Source organism: Jutongia huaianensis, from assembly GCF_014384985.1.
Classification (GTDB): Bacteria; Bacillota; Clostridia; order Lachnospirales; family Lachnospiraceae; genus Jutongia; species Jutongia huaianensis.
This window is the reverse complement of the sequence record NZ_JACRSX010000002.1, coordinates 126,892-151,130: the sequence shown is the minus strand read 5'-3', so window position 1 is coordinate 151,130 and position 24,239 is coordinate 126,892. Positions and strand designations below refer to the sequence as shown.

19 protein-coding genes and 1 tRNA gene are annotated in these 24,239 nt (G+C 45.3%); 1 reads left to right on the top strand and 19 read right to left on the bottom strand.

Features of this window, described 5'->3' with window-relative positions; genetic code table 11:
• Positions 1–2 precede the first annotated feature (2 nt).
• From H8704_RS02730 to H8704_RS02640, 19 genes are all read right to left on the bottom strand, one after another.
• A tRNA-Leu gene (locus tag H8704_RS02730) sits at positions 3–84 on the bottom strand.
• Between the two features lie 120 nt (positions 85–204).
• Positions 205–567 carry a response regulator gene (locus H8704_RS02725; RefSeq protein ID WP_022464591.1) on the bottom strand — a complete coding sequence of 121 codons (363 nt, stop codon included), beginning with the start codon at positions 565–567 and terminating at the stop codon, positions 205–207.
• A gap of 112 nt (positions 568–679) precedes the next feature.
• A complete protein-coding gene (locus tag H8704_RS02720) occupies positions 680–1,132 on the bottom strand; it encodes an NUDIX hydrolase (protein WP_022464592.1) in 453 nt (150 codons plus the stop codon).
• A gap of 88 nt (positions 1,133–1,220) precedes the next feature.
• Positions 1,221–2,540, bottom strand: coding sequence for a peptidoglycan D,D-transpeptidase FtsI family protein (locus H8704_RS02715; protein ID WP_243101740.1), 1,320 nt, complete (start codon positions 2,538–2,540; stop codon positions 1,221–1,223).
• An 85-nt stretch (positions 2,541–2,625) separates the two neighbouring features.
• Positions 2,626–4,125, bottom strand: a complete 1,500-nt coding sequence (locus H8704_RS02710; RefSeq protein ID WP_022464594.1) for an FtsW/RodA/SpoVE family cell cycle protein — start codon at positions 4,123–4,125, stop codon at positions 2,626–2,628.
• A 29-nt stretch (positions 4,126–4,154) separates the two neighbouring features.
• On the bottom strand, positions 4,155–6,623 hold the full coding sequence (locus tag H8704_RS02705) for a U32 family peptidase (RefSeq protein ID WP_249297222.1): 2,469 nt from the start codon (positions 6,621–6,623) through the stop codon (positions 4,155–4,157).
• Positions 6,624–6,696: 73 nt separating this feature from the next.
• On the bottom strand, positions 6,697–7,677 hold the full coding sequence (zapA, locus tag H8704_RS02700; protein WP_249297220.1) for a cell division protein ZapA: 981 nt from the start codon (positions 7,675–7,677) through the stop codon (positions 6,697–6,699).
• 39 nt (positions 7,678–7,716) lie between these two features.
• Positions 7,717–8,331 carry a hypothetical protein gene (locus tag H8704_RS02695; protein WP_022464597.1) on the bottom strand — a complete coding sequence of 205 codons (615 nt, stop codon included), beginning with the start codon at positions 8,329–8,331 and terminating at the stop codon, positions 7,717–7,719.
• A 41-nt stretch (positions 8,332–8,372) separates the two neighbouring features.
• Positions 8,373–8,858: a pantetheine-phosphate adenylyltransferase gene (gene coaD, locus H8704_RS02690; RefSeq protein WP_022464598.1), complete on the bottom strand. Its 486-nt coding sequence runs from the start codon at positions 8,856–8,858 to the stop codon at positions 8,373–8,375.
• Between the two features lie 2 nt (positions 8,859–8,860).
• Positions 8,861–9,439 (bottom strand): 16S rRNA (guanine(966)-N(2))-methyltransferase RsmD, encoded by a 579-nt coding sequence (gene rsmD / locus H8704_RS02685; RefSeq protein WP_249297218.1) that lies wholly within the window; start codon positions 9,437–9,439, stop codon positions 8,861–8,863.
• Positions 9,440–9,524: 85 nt separating this feature from the next.
• A complete protein-coding gene (locus tag H8704_RS02680; RefSeq protein WP_022464600.1) occupies positions 9,525–11,180 on the bottom strand; it encodes an AAA family ATPase in 1,656 nt (551 codons plus the stop codon).
• Positions 11,181–11,351: 171 nt separating this feature from the next.
• Positions 11,352–11,537 (bottom strand): 50S ribosomal protein L28, encoded by a 186-nt coding sequence (rpmB, locus tag H8704_RS02675; RefSeq protein WP_022305764.1) that lies wholly within the window; start codon positions 11,535–11,537, stop codon positions 11,352–11,354.
• 124 nt (positions 11,538–11,661) lie between these two features.
• The gene (locus H8704_RS02670; protein ID WP_022464601.1) at positions 11,662–12,030 is read right to left on the bottom strand and encodes a GerW family sporulation protein; all 369 of its coding nucleotides are present in this window, start codon (positions 12,028–12,030) and stop codon (positions 11,662–11,664) included.
• A 47-nt stretch (positions 12,031–12,077) separates the two neighbouring features.
• The gene (locus H8704_RS02665) at positions 12,078–12,917 is read right to left on the bottom strand and encodes a DUF2953 domain-containing protein (RefSeq protein WP_249297216.1); all 840 of its coding nucleotides are present in this window, start codon (positions 12,915–12,917) and stop codon (positions 12,078–12,080) included.
• Positions 12,918–12,946: 29 nt separating this feature from the next.
• Positions 12,947–13,276, bottom strand: a complete 330-nt coding sequence (locus H8704_RS02660; protein ID WP_022464603.1) for a hypothetical protein — start codon at positions 13,274–13,276, stop codon at positions 12,947–12,949.
• A 23-nt stretch (positions 13,277–13,299) separates the two neighbouring features.
• Positions 13,300–14,739, bottom strand: a complete 1,440-nt coding sequence (locus tag H8704_RS02655) for a hypothetical protein (protein ID WP_249297214.1) — start codon at positions 14,737–14,739, stop codon at positions 13,300–13,302.
• Between the two features lie 69 nt (positions 14,740–14,808).
• Positions 14,809–18,060 carry a glycosyltransferase family 39 protein gene (locus tag H8704_RS02650; protein ID WP_249297213.1) on the bottom strand — a complete coding sequence of 1,084 codons (3,252 nt, stop codon included), beginning with the start codon at positions 18,058–18,060 and terminating at the stop codon, positions 14,809–14,811.
• A gap of 28 nt (positions 18,061–18,088) precedes the next feature.
• Positions 18,089–19,003, bottom strand: coding sequence for a derlin (locus tag H8704_RS02645; protein WP_249297212.1), 915 nt, complete (start codon positions 19,001–19,003; stop codon positions 18,089–18,091).
• Positions 19,004–19,149: 146 nt separating this feature from the next.
• Positions 19,150–19,656 (bottom strand): LysM peptidoglycan-binding domain-containing protein, encoded by a 507-nt coding sequence (locus H8704_RS02640; RefSeq protein ID WP_182439499.1) that lies wholly within the window; start codon positions 19,654–19,656, stop codon positions 19,150–19,152.
• Between the two features lie 175 nt (positions 19,657–19,831).
• Here H8704_RS02640 and H8704_RS02635 point away from each other — a divergent pair, with 175 nt between their 5' ends.
• Positions 19,832–24,082, top strand: coding sequence for a 2-hydroxyacyl-CoA dehydratase (locus H8704_RS02635; RefSeq protein WP_249297210.1), 4,251 nt, complete (start codon positions 19,832–19,834; stop codon positions 24,080–24,082).
• The last annotated feature ends 157 nt before the right edge of the window (positions 24,083–24,239 follow it).

Here is a 24,239-nt window from a genome sequence, read left to right as displayed (position 1 = left end):
AATGCCGGTGGCCGGACTCGAACCGGCACGGTGTTACCCGCATGATTTTGAGTCATGTGCGTCTGCCAATTCCGCCACACCGGCGCTGCATGTCGCAACAAATGAAATATTATCATTTTTTGTCTGTTTTGTCAATGTATTTCTGTATTTTATAAAAAAAGGAGACGTCTCACATGCAACATCTCCTTTAAATTTCATTATGTACTATCCAATAACTTTTTTCACAGCTTCTAATACACGGTCTGCCTGAAACGGTTTCACAATAAAGTCCTTGGCTCCATTCTGAATCGCCTCGATAACCATAGCCTGCTGTCCCATTGCAGAACACATAATTACATTTGCTCCGGCATCAACCTCTTTGATCTTCTTTAATGCCTGAATACCATCCATCTCTGGCATTGTAATATCAAGCGTTACAAGATCCGGCTTTAACTCTGCGTACTTCTGAACAGCTACAACACCGTTCTCCGCTTCGCCAACTACATTGTAACCACCTTTTGTTAAAATATCTTTTACCATCATTCTCATGAATGCGGCATCATCTACGATTAAAATATTATTGCCCATACTTTTTCTCCCTTATCTAATTTCTCTGGATATCTCTAATATGATCAACCTTCTACAATTATATCTTTTTTCTTCTCAAATGTCAATAAAGGCATTCACATAAAGAAACCTATTAGAAATATTTCCGATTTCCCCACAAGTTACTCTTTTTCAGGTCAAGATACTCGCTGTACGCTTTCTCCAATATCTGTTTTTCATTTGAAAATTTAAGCAAATGAACAGCTTCGTGATATTTATAAAATCCGGAATCCACGAAAAATTCCTCGCGCTGTGGTTTGCTGTGATAGCTTTCACCCATCATCAAATACCAGTGTACATCCTTTACGACCGTATCCTCCTGTGTATTAAAAGTATACTGACTCTTACCCACATACTTGATAATACTGGCATCTGCGTCCGTTTCCTCTTTGACTTCCCGCAAAGCGGTCTGTTTATACTCCTCGCCCTCCTCTACAGTGCCCTTGGGAAGCACCCATCCTTCATATCTGTTTTTGTAATTCTTGTACAATAGCAAGATCTTTCCCCGAAAGATCACCACACCGCCACAACTTGTTGCCTCAATCATTGCAATCCCTCCTGGTGGCATACGTGCATTTATTCTACTAAATTTAAGTATACCCTTTTTTGTTATTGAATGCAATGAAATTTCACAATCAATTTCCAAGATATTCTTCAAATAATTTTGAAGCGATCGGAACGGCATACTGACTTCCGGTTCCTGCCCCCTCCACGATCACACTGACCGCGATCCCGGGTGCGGCAGCAGGAGCAAATCCCACAAACCACGCATGGGAAGTCCCCCGGGCATCAAACTCCGCCGTTCCTGTTTTTCCGGCCACCGGATAGGAAAGATTTTTCAGCGAACCTGCCGTTCCGTCAGAAACCACAGACCGCATCATACCGGTAATCTGATTGGACCGTTTTTTGGAAATGACTTTCCTTCTGACCTCCGGCTTATACTTTTTCACAATATTTCCATCCACACTTTCAATCCGGTCTACCAGATACGGAGTCATTAAATTTCCGTCATTGGCGATCGTCGCACTGATCAGTGCATTCTGTAATGGCGTGATCGTTGTCTTTCCCTGACCGATCGCCGTCTGCGCCGCCTCCGCAACATCCGATTTTTTATTTAACACAAACTGACTTTTGCTGCTGGCAAAGGAGCCTCCCGCAGACTGATTAAACCCAAAGCTCTCACACAGCTTTCGATAGGAGGTGCGGTTCAGGCCCACTCCAATATGAGCAAAGGAGCCATTGCAGGAATGCGCCAGCGAACTTTTCAGATCCACGATTCCATGACGTTCTCCGTTATAACAGCGGATTACATTGCCTCCAAAATTATCACTTCCCTGACAATTATACTGATACTTGGAATAGGAAGGATTTTCCCTCATATATTCAAGTGCTGTCAATATCTTAAAAGTAGACCCCGGAGGATACAGCCCCTGTGTCGCGCGGTTCAAAAGTGCCGAGTTACCCTCCGGATCCTCTACCAGAGTATCCCACTGCTGCTGCACCGTATTGGGATCATAATCCGGTTTGGAAACCATTGCCAGAATCTTTCCGGTAGAAGGTTCTATGGCAACCACTGCTCCTTTTTGATTTCCCAGTGCTTCATAGGCGATCTGCTGTAATCTGGCATCCAGGGTAGTGATCACCTTATCGCCCTGATTTTTCTGTCCCTGAAGCTGGTTGGACAACTGCTTAAACGGATTGACGTGGGAGGTCAGAAGCGGAAAGCTCTGCTCCCTCTCAATGCCTGTTTTGCTATTCCAGACACGGCCCACCACATGGCAAAATTCATTTTTATAAGGATATACCCTTGTCTCTTTCCCATTCTTATCAGTTTCTGTCGTTGCAAGAACCTTTCCGTCCGAGGAGACAATATCTCCCCGGACCACCCGTTTGGCCAGAAGCTCCTGTCGTTTATTGGCAGGATTGTTAATGACTTCACTGCTGTCCTGTACCATAAAACGGACCAGATAGCCGATCATCGCCAGAAACACAAGCACTACACAGTACGCCACGGCGATCACCTGACGGTTTCCCCGTTTTCTATCTTGCTCCGGCCGGACGTTTCCTCCGTCTCTGCGCTCCCTGTCGGACATTTTTCGGCTGCGGGAATTCCTCTGCGTCTTCCTCTTCTTCCGGCCGCTTTCCTCTGCGTCTCTTGCCCTCACTGTCTCCTGCCTCCTCTCTGTTTAATACATACATCCCCTGAATAATGCTAAATAAAACCACCGTACTGATCACAGAGCTTCCTCCATAACTCACCAGCGGCAGTGTAACTCCTGTGGACGGGATAAACTTAATAGCACCTCCCACCGTAAGAAATACCTGAAAAATAAACTCCACTGCCAGTCCCAGTGCTGTCAGCTTATAAAAACGTCTTGTCATTTTCAAGGCGATATTCACAAACATCACAAAGCAGCTGATCTCCACCAGGATCACACAGATTGCAAAAAATACGCCCAATTCTTCCCCAATGGCAGAAAAAATAAAATCACTGGATGCCACCGGTATGGTGCCGGGCATTCCTTCCCCCAGCCCCATTCCAAACCAGCCACCGGTTCCTAAAGCAAACAAAGAACGTGCTACCTGATATCCCTGCGCATCAATGGTACTCCATGGATCTCTCCATGCAATAACGCGATTCTGCACATGTGTGAAGAGATGGTATGCAGCCACGGCTGCTCCCGACCCACACAAAAGTCCGGACAACAGATAGATCAGCCGTTCTGTAGAAACATACAGGATCACCAGATATGTGATAAAATAGATCAAAGCCGCTCCCAGATCTCTCTCCAGCACCAGGATCAGCACATGGGCCGCCGCTACCACAGTCACCACCACAATATCTTTAAAGTTTTTCGCTTTGGTTAAAAACGCCGCCGAAAAAAATACATATATTATCTTTACAAATTCCGAAGGCTGCAGGGCAAATCCTCCTATGGAGATCCAGTTTTTTGCTCCATAGTGCTCCTCCCCGATCACAAAGACAAGTGCCAGCAGTAATAAGCCTGCTATCGCATAAAACCATCCAAAAATATCAAAATATGAAAACTTTTCTATGATATACGGAATAAAAAGTCCCAGCACACAGATTGCTGCGGCAAAGATCATCTGCCGCACTGCACTTGCAATGTCAAGCCGTTCAATCATGATCAGACCTGTCATCAAAAGAATAAGCATATTATTCAGTACAATTCTCGACATCCCCTCATAAACAAAGGGATAAGACTTACTGACAAATAAAAACAATACCACCTGCAGCACATACAACAAAACGATCTGTACATTCAGACTATTGAGAAACAGCACAAGGGAACAGATAAAATGAATCGTAAACATCAGCTTGATCTGATGCCGATATACTCTTTCCTTACGTTCCTTATCCCGTCCGATAAACACAGTAAAACAATGCCATGTATAGACTGCAAAAAGAAAAATGATTATATATTTGGAAAGCTCCACCACCACGGAATGAGCAACACCCACTGCATTGACATTACCCAGCAGCTGCTGCAGTTTTTCCGCTGCATCCTGTTTATCCATATTCCAAAAACCTTTCTAGTACAATGATCCTATTCCACCGGAAGATAATAATGACCCTTCTGTCCCTTTGGCAGTCTGCTCCGAAGAATCTCTCTCATCTGCGCCGGCTCCTCGATGGTAAAATCATATCGAAATCTGCGGATTCCCTGTTTCCACAATTCCATCTTCTCCTCACCAAGAGACAACGGTGCTTCATGGTATATGATATTATAACAATATTTGCACCCATTGAATACAACAAATCCCCGTTTCTTTTCATCTGTGATCCGCAAAAGCTGATCCCTGTCCCCTGACTCCATCGCACAGCCTCTGGTCAGACGGTGAATACACTGTGCGGAAACCATCAGCGGAATATAGCTGTAAATCACCGCCTCCAGTCTGTCCTGTCCCGTCAGCTCTCCACATTCCTTTCCGGTCAGCTCCAGCGGCAATGTACTTCCGGCCACCCCCTGCTCCTTCCACCAGCGGACTGCCTCACGATTTGCCGTATAAAGATTGGCATCTGTAATGATCCTGTCCGGCTGTATCCCTGCTTCTCTCGTCAGAAACACAAAGGATTCCATATTGTGGACCACAAAACCTGTCAACTCTGTCATCTCATAAAGACTTTTTCCACCTTCAAGTTTTTTCTTCTCTGCTTCATAAACGGCACTTCGAAAGATCAAAGGCATCATCAGGTACATCTCTACGCCTTTCTCTGCTCCCCTGCGGATCAGTTCCCGAAGCACCTGATCAGACATCTGCTCCATTCGCAGATAGATTGTGGAAATATCCTGTGCTTCCAATGCCATTGCCGCCTGCCACTCATATAATACAGAAACAATCTTTTTTTCTTCTCTGCTCTTGTGTACAGCTTCCTTCTCCGATGCCCCGTCCGGTTTATCTGACAGATAACACTCCGGAAGGATTTCCCTGCCGCCCCTTTGATCCAGCTTTTGCTGCAGCTTTTCCAAAGCTTCTCTTCTCAGCTTCTTTAATGCTCCTACCGGAAGAAAAAGTTCTCCCTGCAGATTTACTTCACAGGACCGGCACTCAAATACCGTGCCACCTGTCTGGCACAGCACCCTTTTGACATCCTCCGGACCGGCAGGATTCTTTTCTGCTTTCTGACACAGGATTCCCTGTACTCTGCCGGATATCTTTTCGCCATTCTGCATCACCGTCACCTGCAGTTCCATAGGCTGATCCATTTGTGCCGTAAAATACATCTTCACCGAAAGCTTGGGATCCTCTTGCAGATATTTATTACGGAGCTCCTCCAAAAGCATGGCATCTTTTGTGCGATATACCAGATCTCCTGTCCGTATCCGGCTTCCCTTCAAATAACGTGCCTTCACCAGCTCACCGGCTCTCTTCGCCTCACCCAGAGTATACTCATAGGAAGGACAAAGTCCGGCATCCCGGAACTCCACTACATCCTGTGCATGCAGCTCCCGTTCCAGACGATAGGTCACCATATGTTTGTCTACCGCTGTGACTTTCCCAACCAAAACACCACCATGATTGGGACGCTTCTGTGCGATCATATCTCCCTTTCCCTGCTTATTCTCATATGGGACGCCGCTTTTGCCTTCCATATATCCCGAAGTAAAGCCCTGCCGGTTATATAGTTCTGCCAGCCGTCTCATATCCTCCTGCCACATATCCTGATGAGCCTTCAGATATTCCGAAAACTCCCCGGTGCCAAGAGAGGCACAAAGATCTACATACTTACGATATACCTCTGTGGTCAGAGCAACGTATTCCGGCCGTTTCATACGCCCCTCCAGCTTCAGGGAATCCACGCCAATGCTCATCAGCTCACCGATATGCTCCAGACTGCAATGCTCCCTGGGACTCAGGTAATATCCCGCCGTTTTCTCTCCCTCCAGATAATATCTCTGACGGCACGGCTGTGCACAACGTCCACGGTTACCGCTGCGTCCCCCCAGCATACTGCTGAAAAGACACTGTCCGGAATAACAGTAACACAAAGCTCCATGAACAAATACTTCGATCTCTAAACCGGTGCTCTGACGCATTTGTGCCAGCTCCTGTAATGTAAGCTCTCTTGCCGGAACAATTCTCGTCACACCATACGGTTCCAGAAGCTCTGTGCTTTCTCCCATAGTAAGTGTCATCTGGGTACTTGCGTGAATCTCCAGATCCGGGAAATACCGATGAAGATAATTCATCACACCCACATCCTGCACGATCACAGCGTCCAGCCCCTCCAGATAATACGGTCTGATATAGTCATACAGATCCTGCTGCAGTTCATGCTCCTTTAACAGGGTATTGACTGTCATATATACTTTCACACCATATCTGTGACAATAACGGATCACCTCTGCCATCTGATCCCCCTGAGGATTGTCAGCATATGCTCTGGCCCCAAACCTGCTGCCACCAATATATATCGCATCACACCCGGCATTGACTGCCGCCCTCACACTCTCTATAGATCCTGCCGGCGATAAGATCTCCGGCTTTTTTAACTGCACTTTTTCCGAACTCATATAATAAACTCCTTCTCTGATTGGAAAAAGGGCAAAACCTGCGTTTCACCCTTTCTATATGGTCAATTTCGAATTATTTTCTCTTATTTTGAGAACGTCTGGAGCTGAAATTTTTCCGACCCTTTCCACCGTTCTGACCAGTCTGTTCATTTTCCTCTTTGGGATCTGCTTCAAATTCAAACGCGGCGATGGAGGGCTGTTTATCATCCTTTTTGTCCTCTTTTGCCGGCTGTATTCCCGACATAACATCCTCTACCGGCTTTTCTGCCGTAGCTGCCGCATTGATTGCCGAAGCCTGCTTACGCTCTGTGCCGGCTGTCTGCCCCGATGGTGCTCCGGCAGAATTGGATACCACCTGGGAAACCGGTGCCTGCTGTGGTTTCACGGGTACTGATGTCTGCGCCGCAGAAACAGATGCCTCCGGTTTACTCTGTGACGTCACCGGTACTGTCTGTGGTTTACTTTGAGTTACAGCTCCCGTGGATACCGGTGCTGTAACCGACTGTGTTCTGACCGGCTGGACCGGTGCATTATACACCTGCCGTACCGGCTGCTGGGCCGGCATAACCGCACGCCGCTGCAGCTCTTTATTTTTTTCATCGATTTCCTTTGTCTTTTTGTCCAGTTCCTTTGCTTTCTGCTCAAGCTCCTGATTTTTCTGTTCCATCTCTGTCTCGAGACGGATGGTTTTCTTTTCCAGCTCAGCAGCCTGATCCTCAGCCTTTTTTAACTGCTCCTTTAAGGCTTTCATCTCCTCATCACGGGATACGATCTCGTGCTTCATCCGGAACATTTCCTGCTCTACTTCGCCCTGCTGCTGTTTGTTTTCCTCTGCCAGCTTCTGTGCTTTAAAATAATCATCCGATAAGTTAATCGCCAGAAGAATATTTTTCATATCCATATCAAGATGGTTATATACATCCTGCTTTTTAAACGATTGAAGCTTCTCATTGATATAATTGGCAATATGCTGCAGATAATCACTGCTTTCATAACCGGATATGGTGTACCGCTTATCATTAATGATCACCTGTACATCTGTTTTCTCGTTCATGCTCACCCTTGCCTTCCTCTCGTCAGCCTTGTCTTTGGTTTATTCCTCTGCCGGTTCTTCAATAATCTCCTGCTGTGCTGCGGCTTCCTGCCCTGCATCTCTGTCATCCGGGTCCTCAGTCACAAGCTCTGCCTTATTTTGCCGGATCACATCCAGATATCCCTGCATGGCTGCCTCTAATGCCCTTGCGTTGCTGCTGGTAGACTCCAGCGCTGCCGCCAATGTCTTTTCGGACATTTCCAGAAGATCCTTTGTATAATAGATTGCTCCGTTGCCAATCTCTGCAGCCTGTGCTCTGGCATTGGCAATGATCTGGTCCGCCTGCTCATTGGCTTCCCGGACCGTAATCTCCGCCTGCTGATATGCCTCCTGCATAATCGCATGCTCCTCCACCAGTGCTTTATACTGCTCCTGTGCATCAGAAAGAATCGCTGCAGCCTTCTGTTCCGCATCATCCAGGATCTCTTCTCTCTGACGAAGAATCTTCTGATAGCGTTTGATCTCCTCCGGCACATCCCGGCGCAGATCATCCAACAGATCATACAGCTCGTCCTTAGGAACAACTACCTTCGTTGAAGAAAGTCTCTGCATACGACAACTCTCTACAAATTCAAAAATATCATCAATCTCCTGCTCAATTCTGCTTGACTGCATATCGTTTCTCTCCTATCTGCAAATCTATTGATTATGATAAACTATCTGGATACCATTCCCTGCTCTTTCATGTAATGAAGAACCGTCTCCGGTACATATTCTGAAATATCTGCCTGATATCTCAACAGCTCTCTCACCGCACTGGAACTAATATAGGAATATTCCGGCGCTGTTGCCAAAAAGACCGTGTCGGCATTTTGATTCATTTTGTAATTGGCCTGTGCCAACGGAAGTTCATATTCAAAATCCCCCGAAGACCGGAGTCCCCTGATGATCGCATCTGCCTTCTGCTGCCGCACAAAATCTACCAGAAGCCCCTCAAAGGAGCATACTGTGATATTGTCCTGATCTTTGACGATCTCCTGAAGCATTGCCACCCGTTCCTCTTGGGAAAACAACGGGTCTTTGGCACTATTGACCAGAACCCCTACCACAAGCCGGTCAAACATCCGGGACGCACGGCAGATCAGATCTACATGACCGGTAGTCACCGGATCAAAGCTCCCCGGAAATACTGCTGTACTCATATCTATTCTACCTCTCCTGCTGCCGGTTCCTTACAAATAAATATATGACAATTATTTTTATATTCTTTGATCCTCTCCACATACCATCCACAGGCCGGTGGCATAACGATCGGATCATCCTCCATGGATGCCTCCACAATGATCCTGGTATCATCATGAACCAGAGACGACTCTGTCAGATATGGAAGAATCCTTCTCTCCAGTCCCATACTGTAAGGAGGATCCATAAATATAATGTCAAAGGCTTTCCTCTGCTGGTCCAGTCTCCGCAGCGCCTGAAGCACGTCCATCCCCATAACTCTGGCCTGCTCCTCAAAATGTGTATGCGCCAGATTGGTCCGGATACAACGAAGTGCCTCTCTGTCATTATCCACCAATACTGCCTCTGCCGCTCCCCTGCTCAATGCCTCAATCGCAATACCGCCACTGCCGCTGAACAGATCTAAAAAACGGGCATCATACAGATCCTGCTGTATAATATTAAATAATGTCTCTTTAATCTTATCCGAGGTCGGTCTGGTATGACGTCCTGCCGGAGTTTCCAATTTCAAACGTCTCGCCGTTCCTGCAATCACTCTCATTGCATTCCCTCATTTCCTTTGAATTTCGTGCATTCACACAACACAAGATACTATCTATTGTACCACATTCCATTAGGGTGGTCAATCATACATCTGCCTCTGTCAGAGTCATTAACTGCTCCCTTGTTGGCTCCTCCAGAGTGACAAGCCGGTTTGCCTGATTCACGATCATTTTTTCAAAAAGATTCCGGACTCCTCTGGCATTTCCAAAATCCTGCCGCTCCTGCTCATTCATCGCTGCCAGACGAAGTCCGATACGTTTCAACGCATTCTCCTCCACTGTCATGCCGGCCTGTCCGGCCATAACCTTCAGAATCTCCAACAGCTGTGCCTGTGTATAATCCTCAAAAGAAATAAATTTATTGAATCGCGAGATCAGACCGGTATTGCTCCGCAAAAAGCTTTTCATTTCTTCTGTATAGCCGGCAACGATCACCACCAGATCATCTCTGTGATCCTCCATCATCTTTACAAGGGTATCGACCGCCTCAGAGCCGTAATCATTCGACGCATCCGGGCTGATCAGCGCATATGCCTCATCAATAAAGAGTACACCTCCCAATGCCTGTTCCACGACCTCCCGGACATTGATCGCCGTCTGACCCACATAGCCCGCCACCAGTCTAGACCGGTCCGTTTCCACAAGCTGTCCTCCCGACACGATCCCCAGCTCCCGGTAAATCCTTGCTACCAGTCTGGCAACCGTAGTCTTACCGGTACCCGGATTCCCTGTAAATACCATATGGTAGGACATGTCCATCATCGGAAGATCCATCTTCTCCCGCATTTCCCGGACCTTGATCAGATTCACCAGAGAATGTATTTCCTCCTTGACTGCCTCCAGTCCCACAAGGCGGTTCAACTCCTCCAGCAATGCCGCTATCTTTTTTTCCCTTGCTTCCTTCTCCGCTTTTTCTCTCTCCTGCAGACGCTTTTTTACCTTTTGGAACTCCTGCTGGGCAGCCCGCTGTTCTTCCTCCAGTCTCTGCTTCTCCTTTTGGAATTCCTTTTCTGCTGTCCTTTGCTCCTCTTCAATCCGCTGCTTTTCCTTTTCAAACTCCTGCCGGGCTGTTTTCTGCTGTTCCTGAATCCTGCTCTTTGCCTTCTTATGTTTTCCGGGCTGTTCTTTCTGTGATCTTTCTCCCATAAGCCATGAAACTCCGGAAGAAATCTTCCTGGAATTTAATTTATGTAATATATAGCTTTCCTCATATGTGCTGTCCGGGCATTCTGCACATACAAACATGACTGTCTGCTGAAAAAATCCCCGGATATATGCCTGTCCTCCCCGGTCTGCCCGGTCAGTCATCTCCATCATACAAAGCAGTACATTGATCAGTGTGTCCATAAAAACAGCCGCATATTTTGTATCTCCCTTTGTATCAAATACCCCACAGATCTGTATCAGCACCGGCGGCATCTCCGCATATTTCTCCGCATATTTCATAGTTTCACCGGTCAGTTTATTTTGCTGGGAAACCAGTTCCAGAGGATCCGAATCCGTAATACTATGCATGTATTCCCACTGGGCCTCGGAGACGGACTCCATATGAACAGCCAGTCCTACCATAAGAGACTGCACATACAGATCCAGGATCTGATATACCGACTGTTTCATCACAGACTCGGCCTGTCTCCAGTAGCCTTCCTGTTCAATATCTCCACATATCTTGACAAGCTTCTGATAATACTGTCTGCCCATAGCAATGATCTCTGCCTGAGAATATATTGCATTACCCATTACGAAACCTCCTTTCACTCCGGATAACATACTGCGGCATTTTGCCATAATTGTACTACAACTCGCATTACGAAACAACTTTCCGAAAGAACTTTTTTTATTTTTTATTTATATAAAAAAAAGAAACCGTTGATACGGTTTCTTTTGTATACCTATAATACCGAAAAGCGCCTACGCACGCTCTACTGCTCCAGAACGTAAACATCCTGTACATACCGGCATCTTCTTTGTGCCACCATTCACCTTGACCTTAACAGACTTGATGTTTGGCTTCCACATCTTGTTGCTTCTTCTGTGGGAATGACTTACTGCGTTACCAAAGTGAACGCTCTTTCCACAAACTGCACATTTTGCCATCGTAAGCACCTCCTTAGCATATTTAACCCTACTGGTCATCATTTATCAATAACTATTATGACTATCTAATTTTGCCACAACAAATTTATTCTACCAAATCACAATCTAAAATGCAAGAACAAATTTAATTTTTTTCTTTTTCTTTTGAAGAACCCTGATCGGATCGGAATTTATCCACAAAATCAGGCACCATATCCAGCACTTTTGTGATGGCATCCTGATTCTTTACATTCACCAGCTTTGTCTGACCATCCTTAATGATCAGAATGGAACTTGGCTGGATCTTTCCACCCATTCCTCCACCGGCATTGTTCTTCTTGCCATTTTCAGAAAAAGAGCCTGCTCCTACACCAAAGCTCACATCTACCAGCGGCAAAATGATCGTTCCATCATCAAAACGAACGGCATCTCCTACCACTGTTTTCGTCGTAAGAAATCCTTCCATCCCTTTTAAAAGGGAACCTACTGCCGTATTGAAATTATTGTCACCCATGCTATCACCACACCTTTCCTTGTATTACAATGCTCTGCGCATCCTGCCTACTTTCCGTCCAGATAACTCACGAGCCGGATTGGATGTACCCGTATCACAAGGATCAATAAAATAATCCCCATGAGGGAACCACGCAGCTCAACCTTTCCTTCAAAAACAGCCTGGTCAAAATCAGGTATCACCCGGACTCCCTGTCCATACATTGCAAATAATATACTTACAGCACCCAGAATTTCTCCGGTCTGTGCCGGATCTGAAGTTCCAAAATGAATCCAGCCACGAACCTTTTTGGGAAAGATATGCTTTAACAGCTTTCCCCCATTTACCAATAAAAGCCGGATCAGCTGCAGACCTTCTCTGTCAACTGCCTTTATTTTATCGAATATCCCTTTGATTGACAAGAAGAATTTTTTCACTCTGTTTCTCAACGCAATAAAACGGGACCTTTTTTTCTTTCCGGATGGTTCCATGGTTTCATTTTCCATAGACTCCGGCTCCTTGTGCATCTGCTTAACTTCCGTCAATGACACTTCCGGTTTTCCAAAGTCCTTTTCCGGCTCCTTTTGAGATGGTTCACGGGATCCTGCCGGCACCCCGGATGCCTTTTTCTTGCGTTTTCTTTTTCTGCTCCCTGCATTTTCTCTGGCAGACACCGGAAATCCAAAGATCCTGAGCCTTGTTCCCTTCTTTCCATCTGTATCAAAGGACAGATGCAGGATATGAAACATCCAGCTCACCACACCATGAGCACTCCACCGGTCCATACAGGTTACAGATATGTGATACCGTACCGGTACGAATAATATACACATACACAACACCAACAGCAGGGCAAGAACGCATAACAGTGCAATTCCCAGCCACTTCAGTATTGTCAATAGGATCATTTCCGCACCTCCTCCCGGCATCAGACCATTTATTTTATGGCATCCTGAAAATATTCACGAACGATTCCGGGCGAGATATCACCTTCTCTGCAGACCGTGTCAAGGCAGATCTGAGCCGCCAGACGCTGTGCCTTTTCCCGGCTTCCCGCCAGTCCGATCACCGTAAGCTCCCGTTCCTGATACCAGCGAAACCACAGCTCCCCGGAGGAATATATCTCCATCATATTTTTCCCATTCACCGGCAATGTAATACAATATAATGACCTGGTTCGTTTCTTTTTTTCGAGAAGTTTCTGATATCGTTTCTTTTGAGGCACCAGGTCTGCGTCCAGATACATTTTTGAACTCCAATGCAGCATACTTCTCTCCCTTTCTGCAGAATCTATCCCATCATTTCCTGAATCAACTGCTTTGATGCATATTTTTCTGCTTCATCATCACAAAGGCTTAACGACTGACTGATATAATCTGCCACCTCCTGAGGCGTAGAGAAAAAAACCGGGATCTTTTCCAGAGTGTTTGCCATAATTGCCCGGCGTACCAGACGAGACTGTCCCTTAAATGCCTGTTTAAGTTCCGAAACCAGTTCCTCTGCTGCTTTCTCCGCATCCTCCGGCGTCACCTTTTCTTCCTCATCCTTCCATTCCAGCTCCACAAAGTCGCTTCCGGAGGAAAGCTGAACTAACTGCTGTAACGCCTGGAAAGAATCCTCCAGTCCAAGCTGCGCGATGATTTCCCTCCGGGTTTTCATAGTTTCTTCAAGAACCGCATCTGCTGTATTCATGGATTCATAAATACGCTCCTGCATTCCTTCGATCTCCGGAAAATGCTCTCCCAGCTGATACAGCTTTTCTTCCTCTGTCTCCGGAACCGGTTCCTCACCCCAGATATCACTTTCCTGATGCAAAAACAGATCATTAACTCCACGGATCACAAACTGCGCCGCCGGAATCTTATCTGCTGCCTCTGCACCACCATTGGTTAAATACATGGAATAGGCTCCGTTAATTAATTTCTGGATCAGCATATAAAGATCGGATATATCATTCAGCTTTGAAGCATTAACTCTAAGCTTTTCCGCATATATCTGATACATCTCCCCTGTCATCTTTTCGTAATCCAGCTCATCAAACTCCTTCATAACAGGGACAAACTCTGTAAAATATTTCTCCATATCCTCTGTATGATACAACATAGCATTGGTTCGGAACATATAAAGATGTCCATCTAACGCACTACGGTCCGATCCCTTATAAACAGAGATACTGTCCCGGATCAGATCAAAATAATGACTTCTCGTCATACGCACCGGAAGCTGGCCAATGACCATACGAATATTATCGTTAATCGCCATATTGTCCTTTGTCGAGAAAATAAAATTCAATACCTCCCGGGCAAAGACGCTGTCCTCTGCAATAACCTCCTGATCCTCAAAACGATACTGCAGACGGTTTAAAATGTATTCGTAAATAACAAACCGATCCACATATGCCGTCAACACCTGCATCCGGTCAGTAACCTGTCCACGGAGATCTACCAGCACTTCTCCCTGCTTTTTGCGCTCCGTCTCATCAAAACCGTCCGGATCCATCAGCACACGTACCGCCTGATGCAGCGCATCTGCAATATCCTTTGCAGAGTCAATATATGGATTGATCCCCTCTGAAATCATTTCATAAAATACATAATATTCCATCATAAATTTCAGTCTTGCGTGGCTGTCATGAATATCCATCGCCTGCTCCAGATATTCCGGCAATGCCTTCTCCAGATCTGTACCGTGCGATATTTTTTTTACGCTTTCACGTATCCTTGTACTCATACTTAAACTCCATTCTACCACCGGAAACGATGGCAAGATCCGCAGATTTCTGCGGATCTCTTATTTATTTTACCAGGTCTGTAATAATACCCAGTTTTCAAACCACTTCAAATATGTGGTCACATAATGTATCGTCGTCGGCGTACCACTTAACACCGGATAGAACATAATAAACAGTCCAACTGCAAGAGCGGTATAGACATATGCCAGCTTCCGTACTTTCGGATACTTCTTTACGATCAGATACATGCTATAACCAACCATTACCGTAACAAATGGCACACTTGGGAAATAGTGATAGATAAATACCACTCGTGTAACCTTAAACCAAGGTGCATACTGAGAAAGATATCCCACACTTAAGAATGCCGCTTTACGATCCTTTTTCACAAACATTCTGTAAAGCATAAAGGCAAAAGCAGGAATACCGGCCCACCATACCAGCGGATTTCCAAATGCGCTGATTCCCTCTCGAACCGTATCCGATACCACTCCGGAATAATACCAGATCGGGCGGTACATGATCGGCCACTGATACCATTTGGAACCATATGGATGTGTGGCATCCAAATTGCTGTGATAATTGTACATGGTCTTCTGTGCTTCGATCACTTTCTGGATCAGGCCCCTGTCCGTACCATCGTTAAACGGAATATATGACAGAACATAAATGACTGCCGGAACCACAATAAAGAACACACAGCACCACAGTAACGTAATGATTAACTTTTTGTGGAAATTCTTCACAATGTACTGATGTGAAATCTCCCCGGTCTTCCCCCCCGGATTCTTTGCCGCATAAATATATTCCCGAAAACGCCGGATCATCTGTGCGAAGAAAATGATGGCAAGACCGATCGCCGAATAAATACCTGTCCATTTTGATGCCCAGCTGAGTCCCATGGAAAATCCACACAGTCCCAGTGGAATCAATGTCTTCGACAGTTTTGTATCAAAAAAGCTTATCCTTGTATAACAATACATAAAGAAATAGGAAAGCATAATAAACAGGGTAACATACACGTCAATCGTGGAGATTCTCGTCTGAACAAAGTGCATAAAGTCAAACGCAAACAGAATCGTCGTCACAATACTGATCCAGGTTTCCTTGAAAAACTTCTTGGAGAAATTGTAAATGATCGGTACCATCAGCACACCAAAAAGGGTACCCATAAATCTCCAGCCAAACGGACACATACCAAAGATCAATACACCTACTGCGATCAGCTCTTTACCTAATGGCGGATGTGTATTTTCATAGCAGTATAATTTATGGATCATCTCATAAGCTGTCCTGCCGTGATAGATCTCGTCAAAATATGTACCGTTCAGATTTGTTGCCCGCGAAGCATACATATCCTGCTCATCAAACAGATTATGATAATCTGCTGCATTTACCGGTGTTACTACATTTCCTTCCGTATCTGTAAATACAAGCTCCATCATACTGTCGTTCACTGTATCCGCTGCCGGTGATATTCTGATATAGCGGGCCGTAACATTTAAATCCGTGTAATTCCAGCAAAATACAGAGCCGGCATCCCATGGATTATCTGCCCCGTACAAAGTATTCCAGTTTGTGCCATCTGACGAATAATCCACGAGATATTTGGGATTATTCTGATAACCGAGGTACTCTGCCATCTTTCCAAGACTGATATCCTGACCCAGATCCGCTACAACGGCTCCATTTGTCACTACAGAATATTCTGTTTCCGGAGCCTTGAGACTGCCCAGATGCACAAATGCGATCACCGCATAAACCAGCGTAATGATCCCCATCGCGATATAGTCTTTTTTGGTCATCTTTGCCAGCTTGGAAGAAGGGCGGATCACCGGCTTCTTCTCAGCCTTTTCAACGGAGACTTTCTTGAACGTAGTTTCTCTGGTGATGATCTCCTTTTCCTGCTCCTCTGTTTCATATTTCCAATAATGGCGAACAGTAGTATATACCATAAAGCCAAATACAACCATTCCCAACAGAGAAATGGAGAACAGGATCGGACTATGCCAGTCATAATTTGCCGCATCATACTTAAACAGCACATGCGCCACATTGTAAAAGAAATGCATTGCCGACAGACAATATAAGATAAATACATCTCTTCTCGGCTTCATTACATATGCCAGAAGTAAAAACGCCATTGCCGGATACATATATCTCTCGTGCATACGTACAGAAAACATAAAAATTCCAATGATCAGAACAGCGCCGATATAGCTGTACTTTGCTTCTGTCTTTTTACAACGGAAGCTGATAAACACCGTCGCAATGATGATCAGCAGAATGAAAATCGTACCCCATGTCTGATAGGTAAGCCCAAGCTTTGCTTCCCCCTGGCTGATCCAGTTTTTGCCACAAAGAGTCCAGAAATTGTAGGCATTAACCGATGCATACTCAAAAGATCCCACTGTATTGGTATATAATGAGATTACCTTCTGCAGACCATAAGGCAGCACAGAGATCACCATACAGAGAATTGCTGTTAAGCCCATTCCCAGATTGATTCCAAACTTCTTCCAGTTAAAATCCTGCAAAAAGACATGATCAATAATTCCATAAATCAGCACCGGTGCAAACATCATTGCCTGGGGTTTCAACAAAATGGCCAATGCAAATAAAAAGTAAGATGGAATCAGCTTTTTCTTTGCGATCAGATAAAACATCCATGCGATAAATACAACGTAAATACTATCCGTCTGCCCCCAGACCACACTATCTAACAAGATTGCCGGGCAGAACAGGTATACTGCTGCCAGAAGTGCTGCTCCCGTTTCACGGAACTTTTCAGATGCAACCTTATAAATAAGGTATCCCATTCCCATATCTGTCAGAATGGACGGCATCTTTGTAAGAATATCGCTTATAGCGGAATCCCACGGAATACTGAACAAGTGACGGAGCCATCCAATCACATATAAAATATAAATATATCCAGGTGGATATCCCTCGGTCATTGTCTCATAAAATTTATGAAAACCATCATTGTAAACCATGTCTGCCCATGCAATAAAGCAGCTCATATCCTGTTCATGGCCATGATACACTCCGCCAATGATGACACGAAGCAAAAATGCAACTACCATTACTGCCACAAATATCGTCAGACCAATGGAACGATCCTGTGGATTGGCAAGTTTTACAACCTCTGTCTTGTTTTTTGTCCTGCTTTTCCCTGCATTTTTTCTGTTTTTGGAACGAATCGACGCCCCGCTCTGTTCCACGACCACTTTTCTGTTCCTCAGAAAACTGCTGATCGGGAAGTACATAGCAAGCATAGCCAGAAAGCCCAGGATTGCTACAGTATTAATCATCCCCATAGTTTTTCTCCTTTTTTATCAATTTATATCAAACATGCTTTTTGACATGTTGATGGGTAAACAAATGCTCCGAACAATATTCATAATTTCCTTCACATTTCGAACAATACCGAAATTCCAATGTCTCATCGTCCAGCTCTGTTCTTCCGCACACGGCACACCGATGTCTGGCACCGCCATTCTGTCTGCCCGCCTGCTGTACCTGTTTCTTAAAACGTTTCCGGCGTTTAATATCTCCCGGCGATATCCTGCGGTAATCACGGCTTGATAAAAAGTATATCAGGAAATTCCCCAGTGCCACAACAATCGCCAGTGCGGTACTAAAATATACTCCCGCAGCAGCAAGAGTTCCTCCCTGACTCAGATAAGAGAAGCCGGATACAATATTTTCAACTACACAGTAGATCAGGTATACCGCATCCAGAACCGCAAGCCATTTCACCTTGATCGGAAGTACAAACCAGAATAAGAATTCCATATTTGAATTTTCTGCCGCAAAAGCAAAAAACATAGACCAGTAAATATACTGAAAACCTGACATATAATATGTGGAATGGATCGCTCCATATAAAATAAAGGCCGCAACAATATTTAACAGCCACCCGCTGATAAAATACATATTAAACCGAAATGTTCCCCACGCCCGTTCCAGTGACCGTCCAAACAGAAAGAACAAATTAACCTGAATCGCAAAGAACAAAATACTCACAATAAATCCCATTCCGGTGTTAAATCCATATGGCTCGATCAAATATGTCACCAGTCTCCATACTTGTCCATGAAGAACAGCCTCTACGTTCAATGAAAGATAGTTATAGTAAATTCTATTGTCAATCAATCCCAATGCGGCACCTGCACAATACAGCACGATCACATACTTGATCAGATCCGGCACTGCATATTTTCCATATTTCCGCTCCAGTTTATTTAATAATTGATTCATAACCCTCCTATCCCTGCAGCTTCCGGTCATCTGCAGGTACTGTTCCCATCTGTTATTCCATATCATTAATTATGGTATTGGAAATGAATATTCCAATACCATCTATTCTATTGATACGCGTTTTCTTTGTCAAGACACAGATTATTCTACTTTTGTCGATAAAGGGTCATTCCCGGTGGCAGTAAGATCTTATCTACCCCAAGAATTTTTTCCAGACTGTCCCCTTCCTTTGTCACATATACTGTCTCTGCTGTTTTCTCATCCTGTAATGTAGTTCCTTCCACAGCCGTATTGTCCTGTTGCCGTTCTGATGATGTTCCTGACGTCTCCGTCATTTCTTCTGCCGGCTGCATTTCATCCGTTTCTTTCTCTTTTCTGGTTTCCCCGGTCATCTCCCTCTGCATTTTGTCCTTTGTCACATGAACCGCATTTCTTACCTCCCATTTGGCACATGTACTGCCATAAGGAGGCATCCCCCCCTGCGTATTCCCCTTCACCGGCACACATATTGTTTCCCCGATCTGAAGATTATACACATCCACATAAGGATTGGCACGAAGCAGAAGTGCCAGCGGCACTTTGTGTTCCAGGCTGATGGAATACAGAGTATCTCCCGATTTGACTGTATGCATAATACCATTACAATGTTCCATATCTTTCATGCACCTTTCTATGCTTTCCTTTTTCATTATATTCCCAATTTATGTTATTGGTGACAGACTGCTTGCAATCAATTTTTTTTTGTCATATAATAGGAAAATATGGCGATATTTTTGATATCGCATTTTCCTATTAAAAAGGACAGCGAAGGAAGAAAGGAAATATCTTATGAAATTACCATGTCATACACTGGGAATCGATATCGGTTCCACAACAGTAAAGATTGCTATTTTAAACCCTGAGGGTGAGATCATATTTTCTGATTATCAGCGTCACTATGCCAATATTCAGGAGACACTTGCTTCCATTATCAAACAGGCGTTAAAGGAGCTGGGAGATCTTCCGGTTTCTCCGGTTATTACCGGTTCCGGTGGTCTGACACTTTCAAAGCATATGAATGTTCCCTTTGTTCAGGAGGTTGTCGCTGTAGCAACATCCCTGAAAGACTATGCACCCCATACCGACGTTGCCATTGAGCTTGGCGGTGAGGATGCAAAGATCATATATTTTACCGGTGGTATTGACCAGCGAATGAACGGAATCTGTGCCGGCGGCACCGGTTCCTTTATTGACCAGATGGCTACCCTGCTTAAGACAGATGCCGCCGGTCTGAATGAATACGCCAAAAATTATAAATCTATTTACCCGATCGCTGCCAGATGCGGTGTATTTGCCAAAACAGATATTCAGCCTCTGATCAACGAGGGAGCTACCAAAGAAGACCTGTCAGCCTCTATTTTTCAGGCGGTAGTCAATCAGACCATCAGTGGTCTTGCCTGCGGTAAGCCGATTCGGGGAAATGTCGCATTTCTGGGCGGACCTTTACATTTTCTTACGGAGTTAAAACAGGCTTTTATTCGTACATTAAACCTTTCCGGAGATGCGATCATTGCACCGGAGCATTCACATCTGTTTGCGGCATCCGGTGCTGCAATGAATGCAAAAACAGACGAATGTATGTCATCTCTCAGCCAGTTAAATGATGTTTTAGCCAAAAAGATCGATATGGAATTTGAGGTTGCCCGTCTGGAGCCTTTATTTAAGGACGAGGCAGAATACAATGACTTCTTAAAGAAGCATTCGGAGAATGATGTCAAGAAGGGGGACTTTGCTTCTTATAAAGGAGATCTCTTTCTTGGTATTGACGCCGGTTCCACCACCACAAAGGTGGCAGTGATCGGTGAAGACGGAAGCCTTTTGTATTCTTTCTATAGCAATAACAACGGCAGCCCGTTAAAAACGGCCATTAAATCTATCAAAGAAATCTATGAATTGATGCCGGAAGGTGCCAGGATCGTGCGTTCCTGCTCTACCGGTTACGGTGAGGCTCTGCTAAAATCTGCCCTGCTCCTGGATGAGGGCGAGGTAGAGACCGTTGCCCACTACAATGCGGCTGCATTCTTCGAGCCGGATGTTGACTGTATTCTTGATATCGGCGGACAGGATATGAAGTGCATTAAGATCAAGAATCAATCCGTAGATAAGGTTCAGTTAAATGAGGCCTGCTCCTCAGGATGCGGTTCCTTTATCGAAACCTTTGCAAAATCTCTGAATTATGATGTGGCAGATTTTGCGAAGATTGCTTTGTTTGCGCAAAACCCGATCGATCTAGGTTCCCGCTGTACCGTTTTCATGAATTCCAAGGTAAAGCAGGCGCAGAAGGAAGGGGCATCTGTTGCCGATATCTCCGCCGGCCTTGCTTATTCCGTTATTAAAAATGCTCTTTTAAAGGTTATTAAACTGACAGATCCAAAGGATCTGGGCGAAAAGGTCGTGGTTCAGGGTGGTACCTTCTATAATGATGCGGTACTTCGAAGCTTTGAGCGCATCTCCGGCTGTAAAGCAGTCCGCCCGGACATTGCCGGTATCATGGGTGCTTTTGGCGCTGCGCTGATCGCCAGAAACCATTATGAAGGCCAGGAGACAACCATGCTTACCATTGACCAGATCAATGATCTGAAGTTTGAGACCTCCATGGCAAGATGTAAGGGATGTACAAATCACTGTCTCCTCACCATCAACCGTTTCACCGGCGGTCGTCAGTTTATTTCCGGAAACCGATGCGAACGGGGACTTGGCAAAGAGAAAAATAAGGATCATATTCCGAACCTTTTTGAATACAAAAACAAACGTCTCTTCCAGCATTATACTTCTCTTGATGAGGAGCATGCTGTCCGGGGCACCGTTGGAATTCCACGGGTATTAAATATGTACGAAAACTATCCATTCTGGTTCACCTTCTTTACGGAGCTTGGATACCGGGTCGTTGTATCGCCGGAATCCAATCGTAAGATCTACGAGCTTGGTATTGAATCCATTCCAAGTGAATCCGAATGTTATCCGGCTAAACTTGCCCACGGTCATGTGACCTGGCTGATCCGTCAGGGCATTGACTATATCTTCTATCCTTGTATTCCTTATGAGCGTACTGAGGTAGAGGACGCCAATAACCATTACAACTGCCCGATCGTCACCTCCTACGGTGAAAATATCAAAAATAATATCGAAGAACTCCGTGACGACAAGATTACATACCAGAATCCATTTCTTTCCCTGGAAAGTGAAGCGATCGCCACAAAACGTCTGGTAGAGTATTTCACCGAGGAAAACGGTATCTCGGCCGATGAGATCCGCCATGCCGCCGCTGCTGCCTGGAAGGAAATGCAGGCAGTCCGCACGGAAATGGAACAAAAGGGCGAGGAAGTATTACAGTATCTGAAAGAAACCGGCCGCCGTGGAATCGTTCTGGCCGGACGTCCATATCATACAGATCCGGAAATCAATCACGGTATTCCTGATCTGATCACATCCTATGGTGTTGCCGTACTGACCGAAGACAGTATCTCACATCTCGGCAAAGTAGACCGGCCAACCATCGTTATGGATCAGTGGATGTATCATTCCCGTCTGTATCAGGCAGCATCATTCGTAAGCACGCAGTCAAATCTTGATTTAATTCAATTGAATTCCTTTGGCTGTGGTCTGGATGCCGTAACAACAGATCAGGTCAGCGATATTCTGACGAAACGTAACAAGATCTATACCGTATTAAAGATTGATGAAGTGAATAATCTGGGAGCGGCAAGAATCCGTATCCGTTCCCTGCTGGCGGCTGTCAAGGAACGTGCCGCCAAGGATATACAGCCACAGCCAGATGTGGATACAGCACATCACAGAGTTATCTTTACAGAAGAAATGCGCAAGGAATACACGATCCTGGTGCCGCAGATGTCTCCAATTCATTTTGATATTCTGGAGCCGGCATTGGCATCCTGCGGTTATAAACTGAAAATCCTGCCTAGCACACCGGCCGCTGTTGATTATGGCCTGAAATATGTCAATAATGACGCCTGCTATCCGTCGCTGATCGTCATTGGTCAGTTTATGGAAGCACTGTTATCCGGAGAGTACGATCTGGATAAGGTGGCACTGATCATTACCCAGACCGGCGGCGGATGCCGTGCTACCAATTATATCGGTTTCATAAGACGTGCGTTGGAAAAAGCCGGTATGGGACAGATTCCGGTTGTTTCTATGAGCGCCGGCATCGAGAAAAACCCCGGTTTAAAGATTAATCTGAAGATGGCACACCGTGCAATCCAGGCATTGATCTACGGTGATGTATTTATGCGTGTTCTCTATAAGACAAGACCTTATGAAGCGGTTCCCGGCTCAGCCAATGCCCTTCACGAAAAATGGAGAGCCATAGCCCAGAGAGCCGTCCGCAATGGAAATAAATCAGAATTTAAGAAGAATATCCGTCAGATCATTAAAGAATTTGATGAGCTTCCACTAAAAGATATCGAAAAGCCTCGTGTTGGTATTGTAGGAGAAATCCTTGTCAAATTCCTTCCACTGGCAAACAATTATCTGGTAGAGCTTCTGGAAGCAGAAGGTGCAGAGGCAGTTTGTCCTGATCTTTTGGACTTCTTTATGTACAGCCTGTATAATGCCAACTTCAAGGCAGAATACCTTGGCAAAAAGAAATCTTCTGCACATATTAACAACTTCCTGATCTCCTATCTGGAACATTACCGTAAGGTTGCCAATGACGCTCTGGCTGCCAGCAATCGTTTCGAGCCAACCACAAGAATCAATAAGCTGGCAGAATATGCAGAGCCGATCGTCAGTGGCGGTAACCAGACCGGGGAAGGATGGTTCCTGACCGGCGAAATGCTGGAGCTGATCCATTCCGGCGTGCCAAATATCGTATGTACCCAGCCATTTGGCTGTCTGCCAAACCATGTGGTAGGTAAGGGTGTTATTAAAGAGCTGCGCCGCCAGTATCCGGAATCCAATATCGTAGCCGTTGACTACGATCCGGGTGCCAGCGAGGTAAACCAGTTGAATCGTATCAAGCTGATGCTTTCCACTGCTGTCAAAAACCTGCGCGAAGGCAAAAGTGAGCATGACGCATAGACAGATGTGGGAGCCTGCTTCCGGCAGATGGCGATGCGGCATGAGAACGCGCCCGCGAGTTTGAAAAAGCCTTGCTTTTTCAAACTTTTGGCCTGAGCCCTGTCAACTACAGCATAAAATACGCGCGAAGGCAAAAGTGAGCATGACGCATAGACAG